The organism is Pseudomonas sp. MPB23 (genome assembly GCF_046605395.1).
Lineage (GTDB): Bacteria > Pseudomonadota > Gammaproteobacteria > Pseudomonadales > Pseudomonadaceae > Aquipseudomonas.
Genome location: NZ_CP176771.1, coordinates 4,895,117 through 4,916,001 on the forward strand (window position 1 = coordinate 4,895,117; position 20,885 = coordinate 4,916,001).

At 62.3% G+C, this 20,885-nt stretch carries 19 protein-coding genes; 9 read left to right on the forward strand and 10 right to left on the reverse strand.

Annotated elements, in window-relative coordinates; translation table 11 throughout:
• Positions 1–27 precede the first annotated feature (27 nt).
• From ACLH0J_RS22060 to ACLH0J_RS22075, 4 genes are all read right to left on the reverse strand, one after another.
• Positions 28–1,461, reverse strand: a complete 1,434-nt coding sequence (locus ACLH0J_RS22060; RefSeq protein ID WP_411389025.1) for an LLM class flavin-dependent oxidoreductase — start codon at positions 1,459–1,461, stop codon at positions 28–30.
• A complete protein-coding gene (locus ACLH0J_RS22065) occupies positions 1,461–1,820 on the reverse strand; it encodes an acyl-CoA dehydrogenase (protein ID WP_411389026.1) in 360 nt (119 codons plus the stop codon). The genes ACLH0J_RS22060 and ACLH0J_RS22065 overlap by 1 nt, the downstream gene beginning before the upstream one ends.
• A gap of 12 nt (positions 1,821–1,832) precedes the next feature.
• Positions 1,833–3,029 (reverse strand): SfnB family sulfur acquisition oxidoreductase, encoded by a 1,197-nt coding sequence (locus tag ACLH0J_RS22070; protein ID WP_411389027.1) that lies wholly within the window; start codon positions 3,027–3,029, stop codon positions 1,833–1,835.
• 155 nt (positions 3,030–3,184) lie between these two features.
• Entirely contained in the window at positions 3,185–3,748 is a 564-nt protein-coding gene (locus ACLH0J_RS22075; RefSeq protein WP_411389028.1) for a helix-turn-helix domain-containing protein, read from the reverse strand.
• A 92-nt stretch (positions 3,749–3,840) separates the two neighbouring features.
• On the opposite strand from ACLH0J_RS22075, the gene ACLH0J_RS22080 reads away from it, so the two are divergent.
• From ACLH0J_RS22080 to ACLH0J_RS22110, 7 genes are all read left to right on the forward strand, one after another.
• Entirely contained in the window at positions 3,841–4,770 is a 930-nt protein-coding gene (locus ACLH0J_RS22080) for a DMT family transporter (RefSeq protein WP_411389029.1), read from the forward strand.
• Between the two features lie 124 nt (positions 4,771–4,894).
• Positions 4,895–7,816, forward strand: coding sequence for a monovalent cation/H+ antiporter subunit A (locus ACLH0J_RS22085; protein WP_411389030.1), 2,922 nt, complete (start codon positions 4,895–4,897; stop codon positions 7,814–7,816).
• On the forward strand, positions 7,816–8,160 hold the full coding sequence (locus tag ACLH0J_RS22090; protein ID WP_149412689.1) for a Na+/H+ antiporter subunit C: 345 nt from the start codon (positions 7,816–7,818) through the stop codon (positions 8,158–8,160). The genes ACLH0J_RS22085 and ACLH0J_RS22090 overlap by 1 nt, the downstream gene beginning before the upstream one ends.
• The gene (locus ACLH0J_RS22095; protein ID WP_411389031.1) at positions 8,157–9,839 is read left to right on the forward strand and encodes a monovalent cation/H+ antiporter subunit D; all 1,683 of its coding nucleotides are present in this window, start codon (positions 8,157–8,159) and stop codon (positions 9,837–9,839) included. The genes ACLH0J_RS22090 and ACLH0J_RS22095 overlap by 4 nt, the downstream gene beginning before the upstream one ends.
• Positions 9,836–10,324 (forward strand): Na+/H+ antiporter subunit E, encoded by a 489-nt coding sequence (locus ACLH0J_RS22100; protein ID WP_411389032.1) that lies wholly within the window; start codon positions 9,836–9,838, stop codon positions 10,322–10,324. The genes ACLH0J_RS22095 and ACLH0J_RS22100 overlap by 4 nt, the downstream gene beginning before the upstream one ends.
• The gene (locus ACLH0J_RS22105; protein ID WP_411389033.1) at positions 10,321–10,599 is read left to right on the forward strand and encodes a K+/H+ antiporter subunit F; all 279 of its coding nucleotides are present in this window, start codon (positions 10,321–10,323) and stop codon (positions 10,597–10,599) included. Before ACLH0J_RS22100 ends, ACLH0J_RS22105 begins: the two co-directional genes overlap by 4 nt.
• Positions 10,596–10,934: a Na+/H+ antiporter subunit G gene (locus ACLH0J_RS22110; RefSeq protein ID WP_017848092.1), complete on the forward strand. Its 339-nt coding sequence runs from the start codon at positions 10,596–10,598 to the stop codon at positions 10,932–10,934. The genes ACLH0J_RS22105 and ACLH0J_RS22110 overlap by 4 nt, the downstream gene beginning before the upstream one ends.
• 386 nt (positions 10,935–11,320) lie before the next feature.
• Here ACLH0J_RS22110 and cysS read toward each other — a convergent pair whose 3' ends face one another.
• Both cysS and ACLH0J_RS22120 read right to left on the reverse strand, forming a co-directional pair.
• Entirely contained in the window at positions 11,321–12,709 is a 1,389-nt protein-coding gene (cysS, locus tag ACLH0J_RS22115) for a cysteine--tRNA ligase (protein ID WP_411389034.1), read from the reverse strand.
• A gap of 14 nt (positions 12,710–12,723) precedes the next feature.
• Positions 12,724–14,424: a glutamine--tRNA ligase/YqeY domain fusion protein gene (locus tag ACLH0J_RS22120; protein WP_411389035.1), complete on the reverse strand. Its 1,701-nt coding sequence runs from the start codon at positions 14,422–14,424 to the stop codon at positions 12,724–12,726.
• A gap of 248 nt (positions 14,425–14,672) precedes the next feature.
• Between ACLH0J_RS22120 and ACLH0J_RS22125 the strand changes: the two genes are divergently transcribed.
• Together ACLH0J_RS22125 and lpxH are read left to right on the forward strand one after the other, a co-directional pair.
• Positions 14,673–15,176, forward strand: a complete 504-nt coding sequence (locus ACLH0J_RS22125; protein WP_010564954.1) for a peptidylprolyl isomerase — start codon at positions 14,673–14,675, stop codon at positions 15,174–15,176.
• Complete coding sequence (gene lpxH / locus ACLH0J_RS22130) at positions 15,173–15,922, forward strand: UDP-2,3-diacylglucosamine diphosphatase (RefSeq protein WP_411389036.1); 750 nt, start codon at positions 15,173–15,175, stop codon at positions 15,920–15,922. Before ACLH0J_RS22125 ends, lpxH begins: the two co-directional genes overlap by 4 nt.
• A gap of 131 nt (positions 15,923–16,053) precedes the next feature.
• On the opposite strand, the gene ACLH0J_RS22135 is transcribed toward lpxH, so the two are convergent.
• From ACLH0J_RS22135 to ACLH0J_RS22150, 4 genes are read right to left on the reverse strand one after another with little or no spacing between them, the layout of a single operon-like run.
• The gene (locus ACLH0J_RS22135) at positions 16,054–17,583 is read right to left on the reverse strand and encodes a DHA2 family efflux MFS transporter permease subunit (protein WP_411389037.1); all 1,530 of its coding nucleotides are present in this window, start codon (positions 17,581–17,583) and stop codon (positions 16,054–16,056) included.
• Positions 17,583–18,779 (reverse strand): efflux RND transporter periplasmic adaptor subunit, encoded by a 1,197-nt coding sequence (locus ACLH0J_RS22140; RefSeq protein WP_411389038.1) that lies wholly within the window; start codon positions 18,777–18,779, stop codon positions 17,583–17,585. Before ACLH0J_RS22140 ends, ACLH0J_RS22135 begins: the two co-directional genes overlap by 1 nt.
• A gap of 15 nt (positions 18,780–18,794) precedes the next feature.
• A complete protein-coding gene (locus ACLH0J_RS22145) occupies positions 18,795–20,246 on the reverse strand; it encodes an efflux transporter outer membrane subunit (RefSeq protein WP_411389039.1) in 1,452 nt (483 codons plus the stop codon).
• Positions 20,243–20,716, reverse strand: coding sequence for a MarR family winged helix-turn-helix transcriptional regulator (locus tag ACLH0J_RS22150; RefSeq protein ID WP_411389040.1), 474 nt, complete (start codon positions 20,714–20,716; stop codon positions 20,243–20,245). The genes ACLH0J_RS22145 and ACLH0J_RS22150 overlap by 4 nt, the downstream gene beginning before the upstream one ends.
• Positions 20,717–20,885 lie beyond the last annotated feature (169 nt).

Consider the following 20,885-nt stretch of genomic DNA (forward strand, 5'->3'; position numbering starts at 1 on the left):
GGCTTGCTCCCGATGGCGGTGTGTCAGTTAGAACACCTTTGATTGACCCACCGCTATCGGGGGCAAGCCCCCTCCCACACTGGTTTTATGTGAGCCTGATAGGTCTCGATAGCCGGCGCCGGGGTGGTTCGACGGTAGCCTCGGGCCTTCACCGAATAGCTTCTCGCGCAGCGTGCCCTGGGCGTATTCGGTCTTGTAGACCCCACGTTTCTGCAACTCCGGCACCAGCAGTTCCACGGCGTCGATGAAGGTTTCGTGGGTCAGCGCATAGGCCAGGTTGAAGCCGTCCACATCGGTGTCTTCCACCCACTCCTGCAACAAGTCCGCGACCGTCTGCGGGCTGCCGACGAACAGCGGGCCAAAGCCGCCGATACCGACCCAGTCGGCCAGTTCCTTGGGCGTCCAGACCTTGCTCGGGTCCGCCGTGGAAAAGGCTTCAACTGCCGATTGAATTGCATTGGTGTGCACGTGTTTGAGCGGTTCGTCCGGTTTGAACTGGCTGAAGTCGATGCCGGTCCAGCCGGAGATCAGCGCCATCGCGCCTTCGTAGCTGACGTAGGATTTGTATTCGTCGAACTTGGCCTTGGCCTTCGCATCGGTCTCGCCGACGATCACCGTCTGCAGGTTGAAGATCAGGATTTTCCTCGGATCGCGCCCGGCCTCGGCGGCGCGGCGGCGAATGTCGGCGACGGTGTTTTTCAGCAGCGCCTTGGACGGTGCGGCGACAAACACACACTCGGCCTGTTCGGCAGCGAACTGCTTGCCACGGCTGGACGCGCCCGCCTGGTACAGCAACGGCGTGCGTTGCGGCGACGGTTCGCACAGATGAATGCCGGGCACCTGGAAGTGTTTGCCGACGTGGTGGATTTCGTGGATTTTGCTCGGATCGCTGAAAATCCGGCGCTCGCGGTCACGCAGTACGGCGCCGTCCTCCCAACTGCCTTCCCAGAGTTTGTAGCAAACTTCCAGGTATTCCTCGGCGTAGTCGTAGCGCGCATCGTGTTCGGTCTGGGCTTTCTGGCCGAGGTTCTTGGCGCCGCTTTCCAGGTACGAGGTGACGATGTTCCAGCCGATGCGACCCTTGGTCAGGTGATCGAGGGTGGAAAGCCGGCGGGCGAACGGATACGGGTGCTCGAAAGACAGCGACGCCGTCAGGCCGAAACCCAGGTGTTCGGTGACCAACGCCATGGGCGCGATCAGCGACAGCGGATCGTTGACCGGCACTTGGGTCGCCTGGCGGATCGCCGCGTCGCCATTGCCGTTGTACACGTCGTAGATGCCCAGCACATCGGCGATAAACAGGCCGTCGAACTTGCCGCGTTCGAGGATTTTCGCCAGGTCGGTCCAGTATTCCAGGTCTTTGTACTGCCACGAACGGTCACGCGGATGCGCCCACAAACCGGGGGATTGGTGGCCGACGCAGTTCATGTCGAAGGCGTTCAAGCGGATTTCACGAGCCATCAAACGGCACTCCCCGGGGCGACACCGTTAAGGTGGTAGTTGCCGACAAGCTGGTACTTCCAGCGCAGCGGGTCTTCAAGAGTCGCTGGCAGCGCGGTGCGCTGGCCGGTCAGTTCAAATTCAGCGGCGCTGGCAAACAGCAAGGCCTCTGCGGCGGCGATCTGCGCTTCGGTAGCGGCGACAGGCGTCGGGTGGGTGTCGGCGTATTCCTGCAAGGCGGCAGCCACGTCCACGCGGATCTGCCAGTCGCCGAAGCGGCTGATCACGTAAGGGTCATCACTGTGCTTGACGAAACGGCGGGTGCTCTCCAGCAATTGGCGAGCCCGGTCAAGCGCGGTAGGTTGGGTCAGTGCATTCATGGGGCAGGCTCCTCAGTTCCAGGCATGGCGTGCGGGTTTCACGCCGTTGAGCACGAAGTTACCGATCAGGTGGTATTTCCAGCGAGCCGGGTCGTGCAGGGTGTGGGTGCGCGCGTTGCGCCAGAAGCGGTCGAGGTTGTGCTTGCCCGTCACCGAGCGGGTGCCACCCAGTTCGAACAGCTTGCTGCTGGCAAGCAACGCGGTTTCGGCCGACAGGACCTTGGCCTGGGCAACGATCAGCGAGGCGTTGGCGACGGTGTCTTCGTTCGGCTCGGCGAGGGCTTGATCGACGGCGATACCGGCCTTGGCGAGGATCGCTTCGGTGCCGTGTACGCGCCATTGCAGATCACCGATGGCGGCGATGGTGAACGGGTCCTGCCAGCCGTGATCCTGTTGGCTGTCGATCCATGGGCGGGCCTGGCGCGCGTAAAGCTTCGCGTGTTCGAGGGCGCCCAGGGTGATGCCGGTGTCAATCGCCGCCTGGATGATTTGCGAGATCGGGCCGTCGGCGGTGGGGTTATCGAACGCAAGGTGAGCCGGAATCACTGCGCTCAAGGGCACGGTCACGCCGTCCAGGGTCACGCCGCCGCTGGCGGTGGTGCGCTGGCCGAAGCCGTCCCAACTGTCGATGACCGTCAGGCCCGGCGCATCGCGCTCGACAAAGGCAATAAAGGCCTTGCCCGCTTCGTTGGTGCCGACAGCGGGCACGATATGGGCGAACAGCGCACCGGTGCAGTAGAACTTCTCGCCATCAATACGGGCGTGATCACCGTGTACGCGGATCTGGGTATCGAAAGTCCCGGCATTTTTGCTCTTGGCCTCGGAAAAGGCGTTGCCGAAACGGTAGCCCGCCAGGACCTTTTCAAAGTAGTAACGCTTTTGCTCCTCGCTGCCGGTTTGCAGGAGGATATCCACCACGCCCAGGTGGTTCTGCGGAATCTGTGCCAGAGACGGATCGGCGGCGGCGATCAACTTGATCACCTCTGCCACTGTCACATAGGACACTTGCGCACCGCCGTAGGCCTTGGGGATGGTAATGCCCCACAGGCCGCTGGCGGAAAATTCGTCGAGTTCCGCCACTGGCAGGCGTCGCTCGCGGTCGCGCACGCTGGCGTCGACGGCGAAGCGTTCGGCCAGGCGTTTGGCGACCTCGATGGCTTCCGCGTCTGAGCGGATGATATGAGCAGGGTGTTGAGGGTGGGCTGACATGGGCCGACTCCAGGGTCCGAGGGGATTACTGGAGTGATTGCAGGAGTCGTGCCTGAAATTAATCGTCAATAAAATCAGGGTGTTGCCAGGTTTTTAAGCGCGCTTACCACTGTGCAATCCAGCAAAGTGTCCATCTACTGTTGCCGGGCAAACAGTTAGATCACCACATTGCGCACAAACCGCACGGCCACGTCGCCATCATTGCGATAGGCGTGGGCCTGGCGACTGGCGAACATGAAGAACTCACCGGCGGCGACATGTTTTTCCTGGCCGTCCAGCACCAATGTCAGGCGGCCTTCGAACACAAACAACTGCACGCTCCAGCCTTCCGGGTCCGACTCGGGGCTGTAGCAGTCCGCCGGTTCCAGGCGCATTTCCCACAGCTCGACTTCACGCCGGGCGTGGGCCCTGGCCAGCAAGACCGCCTTGCTGCCGGGGATGTCACCGGCCCAGGCGAGTTCGTTGATACGGCTGTGATCGGGTGCGTCCGGGGCCTGGATCAGGTCGCTGAAGGCCACGTCCAGCGCTTCGGCAACGCGGTCGAGAGTGGACAGGCTGACGTTTTTCTCACCGGCTTCGATGGCCACCAGCATGCGCCGGCTGACCCCGGACTTTTCCGAGAGCGCCGTCTGGCTCATGTCGGCGGCGCGGCGCAGGCGACGGACGTTCTGGCTGACGTGCTGCAGGACCGAAGCCCGTTGTGGATTTTCTTTGTGCACTATATTGCTCAATGGGTGGGGGTGCGCAGTATACTGCCCAGCGTGCGGCGCATTGTGCGGTCCGTGCCTTTCCCTTGCAAGACCGAGCCGCCATGACCTCCCCGAACTCTCCTTCGCGTTTCAACCGCTTCAGCAAAGCCGAATGCATCCTGGTGTTCATCACCATGATCTGGGGCGGTACCTTTTTGCTGGTGCAGCACGCCATGACCGTCAGTGGACCGATGTTCTTCGTCGGCCTGCGGTTTGCGGCGGCAGCCATTGTGGTGGGTTTCTTCTCATTGCGCACCTTGCGCGAGCTGACCCTGTTCGAGTTGAAGGCCGGCGTGTTCATCGGCGTGGCGATCATGTTCGGTTATGGGCTGCAGACCATCGGCCTGCAGACGATCCTGAGCAGCCAGTCGGCTTTCATCACCGCGCTCTACGTACCGTTCGTGCCATTGCTGCAATGGCTGGTGCTCGGCCGTCGTCCGGGCTTGATGCCGAGCCTTGGCATCATGCTGGCGTTTGCCGGGCTGATGTTGTTGACCGGCCCGGCCGGCGCTTCGCTGGATTTCAGCCCCGGTGAAATCGCCACGCTGATCGGCGCCATCGCGATTGCAGCCGAGATCATTCTGATCAGCGCCTTCGCCGGCCAGGTGGATGTGCGCCGGGTCACCGTGGTGCAACTGGCCACTGCGTCGTTGCTGTCGTTCCTGATGGTGGTGCCGATGGGCGAGGCGCTACCGGGCTTTTCGTGGTTGCTGCTGTTCAGCGCGGTGGGCCTGGGCCTGACCAGTGCGGTGATCCAGGTGGCGATGAACTGGGCGCAGCAGAGTGTTTCGCCGACCCGGGCCACGTTGATTTATGCCGGTGAGCCAGTATGGGCCGGGGTGGTCGGGCGGATTGCCGGGGAGCGTTTCCCGCCGATTGCCATGGTGGGGGCCGCGTTGATTGTATTGGCGGTCATCGTGAGCGAGTTGAAGACGCGCGGGCAAAAGGCCATCGAATTGCAGGAAGAAAGGGAGCAAGAGCAGCAGGGGTAAGCTCGCAAAGCATGCCGAGCTGGGGGTTTCGGCCTACTTTGTAGGATCCTGCCACATGTTGCCGTTTGGTGATCGACAAAGCGGCACGTATGATGCATCCCAAACTCCCGCAGATTAGAAGCCTATGTCCCTGATAGTTCTACTGCTTCTGCCGTTCATCGGCAGCTGTCTGGCGGCCTTGCTGCCGCACAACGCACGTAACACCGAATCCCTGTTGGCCGGCCTTGTCGCTCTGGTCGGTACCCTTCAAGTCGCCCTGCTCTACCCCCAGATCGCCGATGGTGGCGTGATCCGCGAAGAATTCATGTGGTTGCCCAGCCTCGGGCTGAACTTCGTGTTGCGCATGGATGGTTTCGCCTGGCTGTTTTCGATGCTGGTGCTGGGCATCGGCGCGCTGGTCTCGCTGTATGCGCGTTACTACATGTCGCCGGACGATCCGGTGCCGCGTTTCTTCGCGTTTTTCCTGGCCTTCATGGGCGCCATGCTCGGCCTGGTGATCTCCGGCAACCTGATCCAGATCGTATTTTTCTGGGAACTGACCAGCCTGTTCTCGTTCCTGCTGATCGGCTATTGGCACCACCGCGCCGACGCCCGGCGCGGTGCCTATATGGCGTTGATGGTCACCGGTGCCGGCGGCTTGTGCCTGCTGGCGGGCGTGATGCTACTGGGGCATATCGTCGGCAGCTATGACCTGGACCAGGTGCTGGCGGCGGGCGATCAGATCCGCGCGCATTCGCTGTACCCGCTGATGCTGGCCCTGGTGCTGATCGGCGCCTTGAGCAAAAGCGCGCAATTCCCCTTCCATTTCTGGCTGCCCCACGCCATGGCGGCGCCGACGCCGGTGTCGGCCTATCTGCATTCGGCGACGATGGTGAAGGCCGGCGTGTTCCTGCTGGCCCGCCTGTGGCCGTCGCTGTCCGGCAGCGAAGAATGGTTCTGGATCGTCGGCGGTGCCGGCGCAATCACCCTCCTGCTCGGCGCTTACTGCGCCATGTTCCAAAACGATCTCAAAGGCCTGCTGGCCTATTCCACCATCAGCCACCTCGGGCTCATCACCCTGTTGCTGGGCCTCAATAGCCCGCTGGCCGCCGTCGCCGCAGTGTTCCATATCCTCAACCACGCCACCTTCAAGGCCTCCCTGTTCATGGCGGCGGGCATCATCGACCACGAAAGCGGCACGCGGGATATCCGCAAGCTCAGTGGCCTGGTGCGGTTGATCCCCTTTACCGCGACCCTGGCGATGGTGGCCAGTGCGTCCATGGCCGGGGTGCCGCTGCTCAATGGCTTCCTGTCCAAAGAGATGTTCTTCGCCGAAACGGTGTTTATCTCGGCGACAAAATGGGTGGAAATCGCCCTGCCGGTGATCGCGACCATTGCCGGTACCTTCAGCGTGGCCTATGCCCTGCGGTTTACGGTCGATGTGTTCTTCGGCCCGCCCGCCACAGACCTGCCCCACACGCCCCACGAACCGCCGCGCTGGATGCGCGCCCCGGTGGAGCTGCTGGTGTTCACCTGCCTGCTGGTGGGGATCTTCCCGGCCCAGGTGGTCGGCTCGATCCTCGCCGCCGCCGCGCTGCCGGTGGTGGGCGGCGTGCTGCCGCAATACAGCCTGGCGATCTGGCACGGCTGGAACGCGCCGATGATCATGAGCCTGGTGGCCATGTCCGGCGGCGTGGTGCTGTACCTGCTGCTGCGCAAGCAACTCAAGCGCGGCCGCTTCAAGTACCCGCCGATCATCAGCTACTTCAATGGCAAGCGTGGCTTCGAGCGCAGCCTGGTGGTGATGATGCGCGGCGTGCGCCGGATTGAAAAACGCATCAGCACCAAGCGCCTGCAGACCCAGTTGTTCCTGCTGGTGCTGGTGGCGGTGATCGGCGGCATGATCCCGATGCTCAACAGTGGCCTGAGCTGGGGCGACCGCCCGAAAATCCCGGGTTCCATCGTATTCGTGACCCTGTGGCTGCTGGCGATTGCCTGCGCCCTGGGCGCCGCCTGGCAAGCCAAGTACCACCGGCTGGCGGCCCTGACCATGGTCAGCGTGTGCGGCCTGATGACCTGCATCACCTTTGTATGGTTCTCGGCGCCGGACCTGGCGCTGACGCAACTGGTGGTGGAAGTCGTCACCACGGTGCTGATCCTGCTGGGCCTGCGCTGGCTGCCACGGCGGATCGAAGAGGTGTCGCCACTGCCGAACACCTTGCGCAAGGCGCGGATTCGCCGGATGCGTGACTTCCTGCTGTCCACCGTGGTGGGCGGCGGCATGGCGCTGCTGTCCTACGCGATGCTGACCCGCCAGACCCCCAACGACATCTCCTCGTTCTACTTGAGCCGCGCCCTGCCCGAAGGTGGCGGCAGCAATGTGGTGAACGTGATGCTCGTCGACTTCCGTGGGTTCGACACCCTCGGCGAAATCACCGTGCTCGGCGCGGTGGCGCTGACCGTGTACGCCCTGCTGCGCCGCTTCCGCCCCTCCAAAGAAAGCATGCAACTGCCCGTGCAACAGCGTCAGTTGGCGCCGGACGTGGCCACCGACCTGATCAACCCGCGCCAGGCCAGCGACACTGCCCTGGGCTTCATGATGGTACCGGCGGTGTTGGTGCGCCTGCTGCTGCCGATTGCGCTGGTGGTGTCGTTCTACCTGTTCATGCGCGGCCACAACCAACCGGGCGGCGGGTTTGTCGCCGGGCTGGTGATGTCGGTGGCGTTTATCCTGCAATACATGGTGGCCGGTACCCAGTGGGTCGAGGCGCAGATGAGCCTGCGGCCAATGCGCTGGATGGGCTTCGGCCTGTTCTCGGCCACCCTCACCGGGCTTGGCGCATTGTTTGCCGGCTACCCGTTCCTTACCACCCATACCTGGCATTTCAGCTTGCCGGTGCTTGGCGATATTCATGTCGCCAGCGCGCTGTTCTTCGACGTCGGCGTGTATGCCATGGTTGTCGGCTCGACCCTGCTGATGCTCACCGCCCTCGGTCACCAATCCGTGCGGGCCCATAAACCGAGCAACCAGACCAAAGTGGTTGCCGTAACGGAAGGAGCCGCCTGATGGAAGAAGTCATCGCAATTGCCATTGGGGTCCTGGCGGCCTCCGGCGTCTGGTTGATCCTGCGGCCACGGACGTTCCAGGTGGTGATGGGCCTGTGCCTGCTGTCGTATGGGGTCAATCTGTTCATTTTCAGCATGGGCAGCCTGTTTATCGGCAAGGAGCCAATCATCAAGAACGGCGTGCCACAAGACCTGCTCAACTACACCGATCCGCTGCCCCAGGCGCTGGTGCTCACGGCGATCGTGATCAGCTTCGCCATGACCGCGTTGTTCCTGGTGGTGCTGCTGGCATCCCGAGGGCTGACCGGCACCGACCATGTGGACGGCCGGGAGCCCAAAGAATGAACTGGGTGAATCAACTGATCGTCGCGCCGATCCTGCTGCCGCTGCTCACCGCCGCGCTGATGCTGATGCTCGGCGAGAAACGCCGCCCGCTCAAAGCCAGGATCAACCTGTTCTCCAGCATGCTCGGCCTGGGTATCGCGATCCTGCTGCTGTACTGGACGCAAAAAGGCGGCCCCGCCTCGATTGGCGTCTACCTGCCGGGCAACTGGCAGGTGCCGTTCGGCATTGTGCTGGTGGTGGACCAACTGTCGGCGCTGATGATGGTGCTCACCGGGATCATCGGCGTGAGTGCGCTGCTGTTCGCCATGGCCCGCTGGGACCGGGCGGGCACCAGTTTCCATGCGCTGTTCCAGATCCAGATGATGGGCCTGTACGGCGCCTTCCTGACCGCCGACCTGTTCAATCTGTTCGTGTTCTTCGAGGTGTTGCTCGCGGCGTCCTATGGCCTGATGCTGCACGGTTCCGGCCGTGCGCGGGTGTCGGCGGGGTTGCATTACATAGCGATCAACCTGCTGGCATCGTCGCTGTTCCTGATCGGGGCGGCGATGATCTATGGCGTCACCGGCACGCTGAACTTCGCCGACCTGGCGCTGAAAATCCCGCTGGTGCCGGAAGCCGATCGCGGCCTGCTGCACGCCGGTGCGGCGATCCTCGCTACCGCCTTCCTGGCCAAAGCCGGCATGTGGCCACTGAATTTCTGGCTGGCGCCGGCCTACTCCTCGGCCAGCGCGCCAGTGGCGGCGATGTTCGCGATCATGACCAAGGTCGGCGTGTACACCGTGCTGCGTCTGTGGACCCTGCTGTTCTCCGGCCAGGCTGGCGCCTCGGCACTGTTTGGCGGCGACTGGCTGGTGTATGGCGGCATGGCCACCATCGTCTGCGCGGCACTGGCAATGGTGGCGGCGCAACGCCTGGAACGCATGGCGAGCCTGAGCATCCTGGTGTCCGCCGGGATCCTGCTGTCGGCGGTGGGCTTTGCCCAGCCGAGCCTGACGGCCGGGGCGTTGTTTTACCTGGTCAGTTCTACGCTGGCGTTGAGTGCATTGTTCCTGCTGGCCGAGTTGATCGAGCGGTCGCGCTCGGCCAACGACCTGCCGCTGGACGAAGAAATTGATGCGCTGCCCAAGGCTATGGAATCCCTGCATCCGCGGCCCGGCGTGAACCTCGATGACGAACAGAAGGCCGTGGTCGGCCAGGTCATTCCCTGGACCATGGCGTTCCTCGGCCTGAGCTTTATTGCCTGCGCACTGCTGATCATCGGTATGCCGCCACTGTCTGGTTTTATCGGCAAGCTCGGCCTGTTGAGCGCACTGGTCAATCCACTCGGCCTGGGGGCAAGCGGCGACACACCGATCCGCCCTGCCGCGTGGGGCCTGGTGGCGCTGCTGATCCTGTCCGGGCTGGCGTCGCTGATCGCCTTTGCGCGCCTGGGCATCCAGCGTTTCTGGACCCCGGAAGAACGCCCCTCGCCGCTGCTGCGCCGCTATGAGTGCGTACCGATCTTCTTCCTGCTCGGCCTGAGCATTCTCCTGACCTTCAAGGCCGAACCGCTGATGCGCTACACCCGGGCCACCGCCGAAAGCCTGAACAACCCCGAACGCTACGTGATGGCCGTGATGGCGACGCGTCCGGTGCCCAGCCCTGAAGCCAAGACCGCCGCGCTGGAGGTGCAACCATGAAACGGCTGTTCCCTGCCCCGTGGCTGTCCCTGGCGCTGTGGGTGTTGTGGCTGGTGCTGAACCTGTCGGCCAGCCCCGGCAACCTGCTGCTGGGTGCGTTGATGGGCTTTCTCGCGCCGCTGCTGATGGCGCCGTTGCGTCCGCTGCCGATCCGCATCCGACGTCCCGGTACGATCATCCGCCTGTTCTTCCTGGTGGGCCGCGACGTGATCGTGTCCAACCTGCACGTGGCCTGGGGTGTACTGGTGTGCGGCTCGCGTCCGCCGCGCTCGCGCTTTATCAAGATCCCCCTGGACCTGCGCGACGCCAACGGCCTGGCCGCCTTGTCGATGATCACTACCGTTGTCCCCGGCACCATCTGGTCGGAACTGGCCCTGGACCGCAGCATCCTGTTGCTGCACGTGTTCGATCTGGACGATGAAGCGCGGTTTATCGAGCACTTCAAGACCACCTATGAGCGGCCCCTGATGGAGATCTTCGAATGAGCCCCCTGCTCGCCAATGCGATCCTGTTCAGCCTGTTCCTGTTCTCCCTGGCCATGGTGCTGGCCCTGGTGCGCCTGTTCAAAGGCCCATCCGCCCAGGACCGGGTCCTGGCGCTGGACTACCTGTACATCCTGGCGATGTTGATGATGCTGGTGCTGGGCATTCGGTATGCCAGTGATACCTACTTCGAAGCGGCGCTGTTGATTGCGCTGTTTGGCTTTGTCGGGTCATTTGCCCTGGCCAAATTCCTGCTGCGTGGCGAGGTGATCGAATGATGCCGTTATGGGTTGAAGTGTGCGTGGCCGTGTTGCTGGTGCTGAGCAGCGTGTTTGCCCTGATTGGCGCAATCGGGTTGCTGCGCATGAAGGATTTCTTCCAGCGCATGCACCCGCCGGCACTGGCCTCGACGTTGGGTGCGTGGAGCGTGGCGTTGGCGTCGATTATCTACTTTTCGGTGCTCAAGTCCGGGCCGGTGTTGCACGGGTGGTTGATCCCGATTTTGCTGTCGATCACCGTGCCGGTGACGACGCTGCTGCTGGCGCGCACCGCGCTGTTCCGCAAGCGCATGGCCGGTGACGATGTGCCCGCCGAGGTCAGCAGCCGTCGCTGAGTTCTGATGCGACACGGTCAAAAAAATGTGGGAGGGGGCTTGCCCCCGATAGCAGGGTGTCAGTGAATGCAGCTGTCGCTGACACACCGCTATCGGGGGCAAGCCCCCTCCCACATTTGGATCGAGGCTAGGCGAAGGATCGGATGTGCGCCGCCAACTCCGCCAACTACTTAAAATCTAATCTTCTACGCACTAATCTATGCGCTGTGCAGTCACAGTGCTTATCAAACAAACACATATCTAAAGTGATTAATATTTGGTGATTGCAACATATTCATCATACGACATCAGCTCTGAGCGACTTTGCACGCATTGGCTTTCAATATTAGAAGCTTCAAAAAAACGCCCCGAACCAGTCGGGGCGTTTTTCATTCAGCGCTTACAGATCAAGCCTGATCAGCCAAGCGCCACGTCGTCCCACCCTTGCCGTCTTCCAACACCACACCCATCGCGGTCAGTTGGTCACGGATACGGTCGGACTCCGCCCAATCCTTGTTGGCCCGAGCGGCCAAGCGCGCCTGGATCAGCGCGTCCACTTCAGCCGCATCCACGCGCCCTTCGGCGCCGGCTTGCAGGAAGTCATCGGCTTCCATCTGCAACACGCCCAGCACGCTCGCCAGCTCTTTCAAGCGCGCCGCCAGGCCCGCCGCCGCGTCGAGGTCAGTCTCACGCAAACGGTTGATCTCGCGCACCATCTCGAACAGCACCGCGCAGGCTTCCGGGGTGCCGAAGTCGTCGTTCATGACTTCGGTGAACCGTGCGACGAACGCTTCGCCACCCGCCGGTGCCACGGAGGGCAGACCTTTCAACGCGTGGTAGAAACGCTCCAGGGCGCCCTTGGCGTCCTTGAGGTTGTCTTCCGAGTAGTTGATCGCGCTGCGGTAGTGACTGGACACCAACAGGTAACGCACCACTTCCGGGTGGTACTTTTCCAGCACATCGCGGATGGTGAAGAAGTTGTTCAAGGACTTGGACATCTTCTCGCCATTGATGCGGATCATGCCGCAGTGCATCCAGGCGTTGGCGTAGGTCTTGCCGGTGGCGGCTTCGCTCTGGGCGATTTCGTTTTCATGGTGCGGGAACTCGAGGTCGCTGCCGCCGCCATGAATGTCGAAGGTCTCGCCCAGGCAGCAGGTGGACATCACCGAGCATTCGATGTGCCAGCCCGGACGCCCGGCGCCCCAAGGCGATTCCCAGCTTGGCTCGCCGGGCTTGGTGCCTTTCCACAGCACGAAGTCGAGGGGGTCTTGCTTGGCTTCGTCGACTTCGATGCGCGCACCGATGCGCAGGTCTTCGATTTTCTTGCGCGACAGCTTGCCGTAGCCCATGAACTTGGCGACGCGGTAGTACACGTCACCGTTGCCCGGGGCGTAGGCGTAGCCCTTGTCGATCAGGGTCTGGATCATCGCGTGCATGCCCGGGATATGGTCCGTGGCGCGCGGTTCCATGTCCGGTTTGAGGATGTTGAGGCGTGCCTCGTCCTCGTGCATGGCGGCGATCATCCGCGCGGTCAGCGCGTCGAACGACTCGCCGTTTTCGTTGGCGCGATTGATGATCTTGTCGTCGATGTCGGTGATGTTGCGCACATAGGTCAAGTCATAGCCGCTGAAACGCAACCAGCGGGTCACCAGGTCGAAGGCGACCATGCTGCGACCGTGGCCGATGTGGCAGTAGTCGTACACGGTCATGCCGCACACGTACATGCGCACCTTGTTGCCATCGAGCGGCTTGAAGACTTCTTTGCTCTTGCTGAGCGTGTTGTAGATCGTTAGCACGACGGTTCCTTAAATCACTGGCCCCACGAATCACGCAAGGTCACGGTACGGTTGAATACCGGAGCGCCTGGTTTCGAGTCCTTGATATCCGCGCAGAAGTAACCTTCGCGCTCGAACTGGAAACGGTCTTCCGGCTGTGCACTGCCAAGGGATGGCTCGGCACGACAACCAGTGAGTACTTGCAGGGAGTCAGGGTTGATGTTGTCGAGGAAACTCGCGCTGTCTTCAGCCTTCTCAGGGTTCGGCGAACGGAACAGGCGGTCGTACAGACGCACTTCGCACTCGACGCTGGCCGCGGCCGGCACCCAGTGGATCACGCCCTTGACCTTGCGGCCTTCAGGGTTCTTGCCCAGGGTTTCTGGATCATACGAGCAGCGCAGTTCGACGATGTTGCCATCGGCATCCTTGATCGCTTCATCGGCGCGGATCACGTAGCTGCCACGCAGGCGCACTTCGCCGCTCGGCTCCAGGCGCTTGTAGCCTTTTGGCGGCTCTTCCATGAAGTCATCACGGTCGATGTAGATTTCACGGGCAAACGGCAGCGCGCGCACGCCCATGTCTTCTTGCTGCGGATGACGCGGCAGTTCGAGGTGCTCGACCTTGTCTTCCGGGTAGTTGGTGATCACCACCTTCAAGGGACGCAGCACGCACATGGCGCGCGGGGCGTTCTGGTCCAGGTCCTGGCGGATGCTGAACTCGAGCATGCCGAAGTCGACCACGCCGTCGGAACGGTTGGTGCCGACCATGTCGCAGAAGTTGCGGATCGACGCCGGGGTGTAGCCGCGACGGCGGAAGCCCGACAGCGTCGACATGCGCGGGTCGTCCCAGCCGTTGACGTGCTTTTCATCGACCAGTTGCTTGAGCTTGCGCTTGCTGGTGATGGTGTAGTTCAGGTTCAGACGGCTGAATTCGTACTGACGCGGGTGCGCCGGTACCGGCAGGTTGTCGAGGAACCATTCATACAGCGGGCGGTGGCTCTCGAACTCCAGGGTGCAGATGGAGTGGGTGATGCCTTCAATGGCGTCCGACTGACCGTGGGTGAAGTCGTAGTTGGGGTAGATGCACCACTTGTCACCGGTCTGGTGGTGGTGGGCATGGCGGATGCGGTACATGATCGGGTCGCGTAGGTTCATGTTCGGCGAGGCCATGTCGATCTTGGCGCGCAGTACGCGGGCGCCGTCCGGGAACTCACCGGCGCGCATGCGGGCGAACCAGTCCAGGTTCTCTTCCACCGACCGGTCGCGGAACGGGCTGTTCTTGCCTGGCTCGGTGAGGCTGCCACGGTATTCCTTGGCCTGCTCCGGGGTCAGGTCGTCGACGTAGGCCTTGCCGGCCTTGATCAGCGCCACGGCCCAGTCGTGCAACTGGTCAAAATATTGCGAGGCATAGCGCACTTCACCGGACCACTCGAAGCCCAGCCACTTCACGTCGCTTTCGATGGCGTCGATGTATTCCTGGTCTTCCTTGGCCGGGTTGGTATCGTCGAAACGCAGGTGCGTGACGCCGCCGAACTCTTGGGCCAGGCCGAAGTTCACACAGATCGACTTGGCGTGACCGATGTGCAGGTAGCCGTTGGGCTCTGGCGGGAAACGGGTGACGATCTGCGTGTGCTTGCCCGAATCCAGGTCCGCCTGGATGATCGGGCGCAGGAAGTTGACCGGGACGGCAGGTCCGGCCTTGGAATTCGAGGTAGTGTCGACAGTGGGCTTGCTCATAGGATCCTTGAACAGACGGAAGTACTGGGCCAGGTTAGGCCGATAAAACAAAGCGCTTATCATAGCCGAACCTGTCAACCCGCTGACAGAGCGCGGCCGAAAACTGCGGCTTTAATTGCCCGGGCGGTAAAAAACCACCTCGAAATTCCTGGCGGGCACGCTAAACTGCGCGCCTTGGCCGCTGTTTAGCCATACAGGTCTGGCGCCTGACACGTGCGCCCCACGAATTCCCTGAACGAGTAGTAGATATGACTCAAGTCAAACTGAGCACCAACCACGGTGACATCGTCATCGAACTGAACGCCGAGAAAGCGCCGCTCACCGTCGCCAACTTCATCGAGTACGTTAAAGCCGGCCACTACGAAAACACGGTTTTCCACCGCGTCATCGGCAACTTCATGATCCAGGGCGGTGGTTTCGAGCCGGGCATGAAAGAAAAGAAAGACAAGCGCCCAAGCATCCAGAACGAAGCGGACAACGGCCTTTCCAACGATAAGTACACCGTCGCCATGGCCCGTACCATGGAGCCGCATTCGGCCTCCGCGCAGTTCTTCATCAACGTCGCCGACAACGCTTTCCTGAACCACAGCGGCAAGAATGTGCAGGGTTGGGGCTACGCAGTGTTCGGTAAAGTGACCGAAGGCACTGACATCGTCGACAAGATCAAAGGCGTGCAGACCACCGGTAAAGCCGGTCACCAGGACGTACCGGTCGAAGACGTGATCATCGAGAAAGCCGAGATCATTGAGTGATATTGCTGATTTCAGATTTGCATCTGGAAGAGGAGCGCCCGGACATTACCCGGGCGTTTCTGGATCTGCTCCACGGCCGCGCCCGTGGCGCCCAGGCGTTGTACATTCTGGGGGACTTCTTCGAAGCCTGGATTGGCGACGATGGGATGACCGATTTCCAACGTTCGATCTGCGCCGCTCTGCGTGAACTGAGCGACAGTGGCACCCCGATTTTCATCATGCATGGCAACCGCGACTTCCTGATCGGCAAGGCGTTCTGCAAAGCGACTGGCGCCACCTTGCTCAAGGACCCGAGTGTCGTGCAGTTGTATGGCGAGCCCGTGCTGCTGATGCACGGCGACAGCCTCTGCACCCGCGACCTTGGCTACATGAAGCTGCGGCGCATCCTGCGTAACCCGATCGTGCTGTTTATCCTGCGCCACTTGCCGCTGCGCACCCGCCACAGGCTGGCGCGCAAACTGCGCAGCGAGAGCCGCACGCAGACACGCATGAAGACCAACGATATTGTCGACGTCACCCCCGAGGAAGTCCCACGGGTGATGCAGCAGTTCGGCGTACGCACCCTGGTCCACGGCCATACGCACCGCCCGGCCATCCATAAGTTGCAGATTGGCGACCAGGCGGCCAAGCGCATTGTGCTGGGGGATTGGGACAAGCAAGGCTGGGCGCTGCAGGTCGATGGCCAAGGGTTTCAGTTGGCAGCGTTCGATTTCGTCAACCCGCAATTGGCACTGCCCGGCGCCTGACTCAAACACGCCATCGATCAACTGTGGGAGGGGACTTGCTCCCGATGGCGGTGTATCAGTCAGCCTATTTGAAGCTGGCCCACCGCTATCGGCCCCCCTCCCACAGTTGATTGCACTCCAGCCTTGGCCGATCAGTGCCCTGATGCAGCCGGCCCCGCCTTCGCGGTGAACGGCGGCTTGGCCAGCCACACCAGCAACATCAACCCCATGAACATCCACCCCAGCAGCGTGAAGTAATCCACGGTGGACATCATGTACGCCTGGCTGGTGAGGATCTGGTCCAGTTGCGCATAAGCCTTGTGACCTGCCCCGCCGAGCGCCTGCAACGCATCGCGGGTCGCCGCGTCGTAGGTGGTCATGTTCTCGCTCATGTACGCATGGTGCTGGTCCGCGCGGCGAATCCAGATCCAGGTGGTCAGCGACGCGGCAAAACTGCCGCCCAGGGTGCGCAGGAAGGTCGCAAGCCCGGCGCCGTCGGCGATCTGATGCGGCGGCAGGTCGGACATCAGTATGCTCAAGGTCGGCATAAAGAACAGCGCCACGCCGATGCCCATGAATAGCTGCACCAGAGCGATGTGCTGGAAGTCCACCTCATTGGTAAAGCCGGCACGCATGAAGCAGCTCAAGCCAATCGCCAGGAATGCCAGGCCTGCCAGTAGACGCAGATCGAACCGGGGCGCGTACTTGCCCACGAACGGCGACATCACCACCGGCAGGATCCCGATCGGCGCCACCGCCAGGCCGGCCCAGGTGGCGGTATAGCCCATTTGGGTTTGCAGCCACTGCGGAAGGATCAGGTTGATGCCGAAGAACCCCGCGTAGCCCAGGACCAGCACAATGGTGCCGATGCGAAAGTTACGGTAGGCGAACAGCCGCAGGTTGACCACCGGATGCTTGTCGGTGAGTTCCCAGATGATGAACACCGCCAGGGCAATCGCCGAAATAGCCGCGCCGATAAGGATGAAGTTGGATTCGAACCAGTCCAGGTCGTTGCCCTTGTCGAGGATGATCTGCAAGGCGCCCACCCCGACGATCAGGCTCAGCAACCCCACGTAATCCATCGGCTGGTGGCTGGTGACCACCGGGCGCGTCTTCAGTTGCGAACGCACCACCATGACCGCAAACACGCCGATGGGCACGTTGATAAAGAAGATCCACGGCCAACTGTAGCTGTCGGTGATCCAGCCGCCGAGGATCGGCCCCGCAATCGGTGCCACCACCGTGACCATCGCCAATAGCGCCAGGGCCATGCCGCGCCGCGCCGGCGGGTAGACCGCGATCAGCAACGTCTGGGTCATCGGGTACAACGGCCCGGCGACCAACCCCTGAAGTACCCGGAAGCCGATCAGCTCGGGCATCGAGGTGGAAATACCACAGAGGAACGACGCCAGCACAAACAGCATCGTCGCCCACAGGAACAGCTTCACCTCGCCAAAGCGCCGGCTCAACCAACCGGTCAGCGGCAAAGCGATGGCGTTGCTCACCGCGAACGAGGTGATCACCCAGGTGCCCTGCTCCGAACTCACGCCGAGGTTGCCGGAGATCGTCGGCAACGCCACGTTGGCGATGGTGGTGTCGAGCACCTGCATGAAGGTCGCCAGCGACAGGCCAATGGTGGCCATCAGCAGGCTGGGCGGCGTGAAGGACGCGTTATGGCTCATCAGCGTTGCACAGCCTTGGGCGCGGCGATGCTGTTGTCATGGATCAACTGGGTGATCATGGCGTCAGCCTCGGCCAGTTGGCGGTCATACACGTTGGTGGTGAACGAAGCCTTTTGCGGCGGCTGTTGCGCCAGCATCGGGCCGCTCTGGTCATGCAGGTCCACATTGACCACGGTGCTCAAGCCCACGCGCAGCGGGTGCTTGGCCAGCTCCTCGGCGTTGATATGGATGCGCACCGGCACCCGCTGGACGATCTTGATCCAGTTACCGGTGGCGTTCTGCGCCGGCAGCAGGGCAAACGCACTGCCGGTCCCGGCGCCCAGGCTGTCCACGGTGCCGCTGTACTTCACGTCGCTGCCGTAGATGTCCGACTCAATGTCCACTGGCTGGCCGATGCGCATATCGCGCAGTTGGGTTTCCTTGAAGTTGGCGTCGATCCACAGTTGATTCAGCGGGATCACCGCCATCAGCGCAGTCCCCGGCTGCACACGCTGGCCCAATTGCACAGTGCGCTTGGCCACGTAACCGGTGACCGGCGCGATCAAGGTGCTGCGCGCATTGGTCAGGTAGGCCTGGCGCAGTTGTGCGGCGGCGGCCTGCACGTCCGGGTGGGACGAAATCACGGTGTCATCCACCAGGGCGTTGCTGGTCTTGAGCTGTTGCTCAAGGTTGGTCAGGGCGTTCTTGGCGGCGGTCAGGCTGTCGCGGGCGTGGGACAGTTCTTCCTGGGAAATCGCGCCGCCCTGGGCCAGGGTTTTACGGCGATTGAAGTTGTCCTCGGCGGTTTGCACGTCGGCTCTCTGTGCATTGACCTGGGCTTTCATGCCGTCGACGTTGCTGTACAGGCCGCGCACCTGGCGCACGGTGCGAGCCAGGTTGGCCTGGGCGCTTTGCAGGCCGACGGCGGCGTCGTTCGGGTCGAAATTGACCAGCACCTGGCCTTCGTGGACCAGGTCGCCATCGTCGGCGCCGATGCTGACCACGGTGCCGGTGACCAGCGGCGTGATTTCCACCACGTTGCCGTTCACATAGGCGTCGTCGGTGCTTTCGTTGAAGCGCCCGTAGAGTTCATACCAACCCCACACGCCAACGATACTGAGGATAACGATCAGCGCCAGGCCGATCAGCATGACTTTACGCTTGCGTGGATTGTTGTCTTTGGGTTGTGGTGCGGTGGTGCTTTCGGCAGTGGCCATGACAAATACCTCGAATTATTCCGTGCGTGTGGCTGGGGTGGTCGCTGCCACGTTGTCGGCGCCGTAGCCGCCGCCCAGGGCCTGCATCAATTGAATCGACAGATCGATCTGCGCGGCATTCAGGGTCGCTAGCTGACGCTGGGCCTGGAGCAATTGCTGCTCGATGCTGAGCACATCCAGGTAGTTACCGATCCCGGAGCTGTAGCGCTGCATCCCGGTGTCGTAGGACTGCTGGGCAATGTCCGCAGCGTGTTGCTGGGCCTGGATCTGCCGACCGGTGTCGCGCAGTTGTGAAAGGGTGTTGCCGATGTCGCCCAGGGCTTGCACCAGGGTTTTGTTGTACTGGGCCACGGCCAGGTCGTAGTCGGCGTCGCGCGCGTCGAGATTGGCGCGCAGGCGGCCGCCATCGAAGATCGGCAGCGAGATCGTCGGCGCGATGTTGAAGAAGCGGCTGGCCGAACCGAACATCGCATCCCCCAGCAACGACTCGGCCCCGGCGCTCGCGCTGAGGTTGAGGTTGGGGTAGAAGCTGGCCTTGCCGGCGGCGATGTTCTTGCTTGCCGCCTCCACACGCCAGCGGGCGGCGATCAGGTCCGGGCGCCGGCCGAGCAATTCAGCGGGCAGTACCGAAGGAACAGCCACCGCGCTGGGCTTGAGCACAACCGGCCGGGCCAGCTCATTGCCACGGTCCGGACCTTTGCCAAGCAACACCGCCAGGGCGATCTTGGCGCTCTGCAGTTGTTTTTCCGCATCGATCAGTTGGGACTGGGAGCTGGCTTCCAGGCTTTCGGTCTGCTGGTACTGATACTGGCTATCGATGCCCGAGTTCAGTCGACGCCGGCCCAGATCAAGCATTTGCCGGGTACGCTTGAGGTCGTCATTGGCCAGGTCACGCACGATATGGGCCTGACCCAGATCGCTATACGCCTTGGCCACATCGGCGGCGAGGGTCAGGCGCGCGGCCTGCTGGTCGACTTCGGCGGCACGGGCCTGGCCCAGTGCGGCTTCCCAGGCAGCGCGCTGGCCGCCCCAGAGGTCAAAGTTGTAATTGAAGCTGGCGCCGATGCTACGCACGGTCGAATAGGTATCGCCCTGCCCCAGCGGGTCCTGGTCCCTGGCCAGGCGCGAGCGGCTCACGCCGGCGCTGGCATCCAAGGTCGGCAGGCGCGCGGCATTCGCGGCATAGGCGGCGGCCTCGGCCTGATGGGCGCGGGCGCTGGCCACTTGCATATCCGGGCTGTTTTGCAGAGCCTCGGAGATCAGGCTGTCGAGCTGCGGGTCGCCGAGGCTTTTCCACCAGTCGGCGCGCGGCCAGGCGGCACTCGACAGCGTCACGCCGCTCAGGGATTTGCCGGTTTGCAAGGTGTTGGCATCCAAGCGTTGGCCCTGGGTATCGAGTCCACTGAAGTTGGCGCAACCGGCCATGCTCATGGCCACCAGGACCAGGCAAAAGGCACGTGTGTTCATTCTTTACCTACCCGCTGCAGGGTGATGGAGTCACCGGCAGCTATCAGAATTTTCTTGAGGATCTTTTCCAGGGTCTGCAACTCCCCCGGATCCAATGCACCGGCCAACTGGTTCAACGCCTCGGCGCCGATATGCGGCAGCATGTCCGCCAGGCGCTGGCCGTCTTCAGTGAGAACCAACTGCACCTGGCGGCGGTCCAGCTCGGAACGCTTGCGACTGAGCAAGTCTTTTTGCTCCAGGCGGTCGAGCATGCGGGTCATCGAGCCGCTGTCCAGGGACAGGTGGCGACACAGCTCCGCCGGGGTGTCGACGCCGAACTGCGCCATGATGATCAACACTTTGAACTGCGCGGCGGTGATGCCGTGGGGTTCCATGTGGGTGTCGATGATGCGGTCCTTGAGAATCGCGGCGCGGCCCAGCAACAGGCCAAGGTGGCAGTTGCGGAAGTTTTCGGGGGTGAAGTGTTTCATCGAAAGTCACCTTATTACTGCCTAAGCAGCGAATGTATGACCGGATGTTACTGCTTAGGCAGCGAATATCAAAATGAATAATTAGCTTGCTTGCTAATTGACCGACGACCGGAGCAAATGCAAAACCGGAGATGGCTTGCCAGCGAGGGTCGTTGACGATGACGTGAGC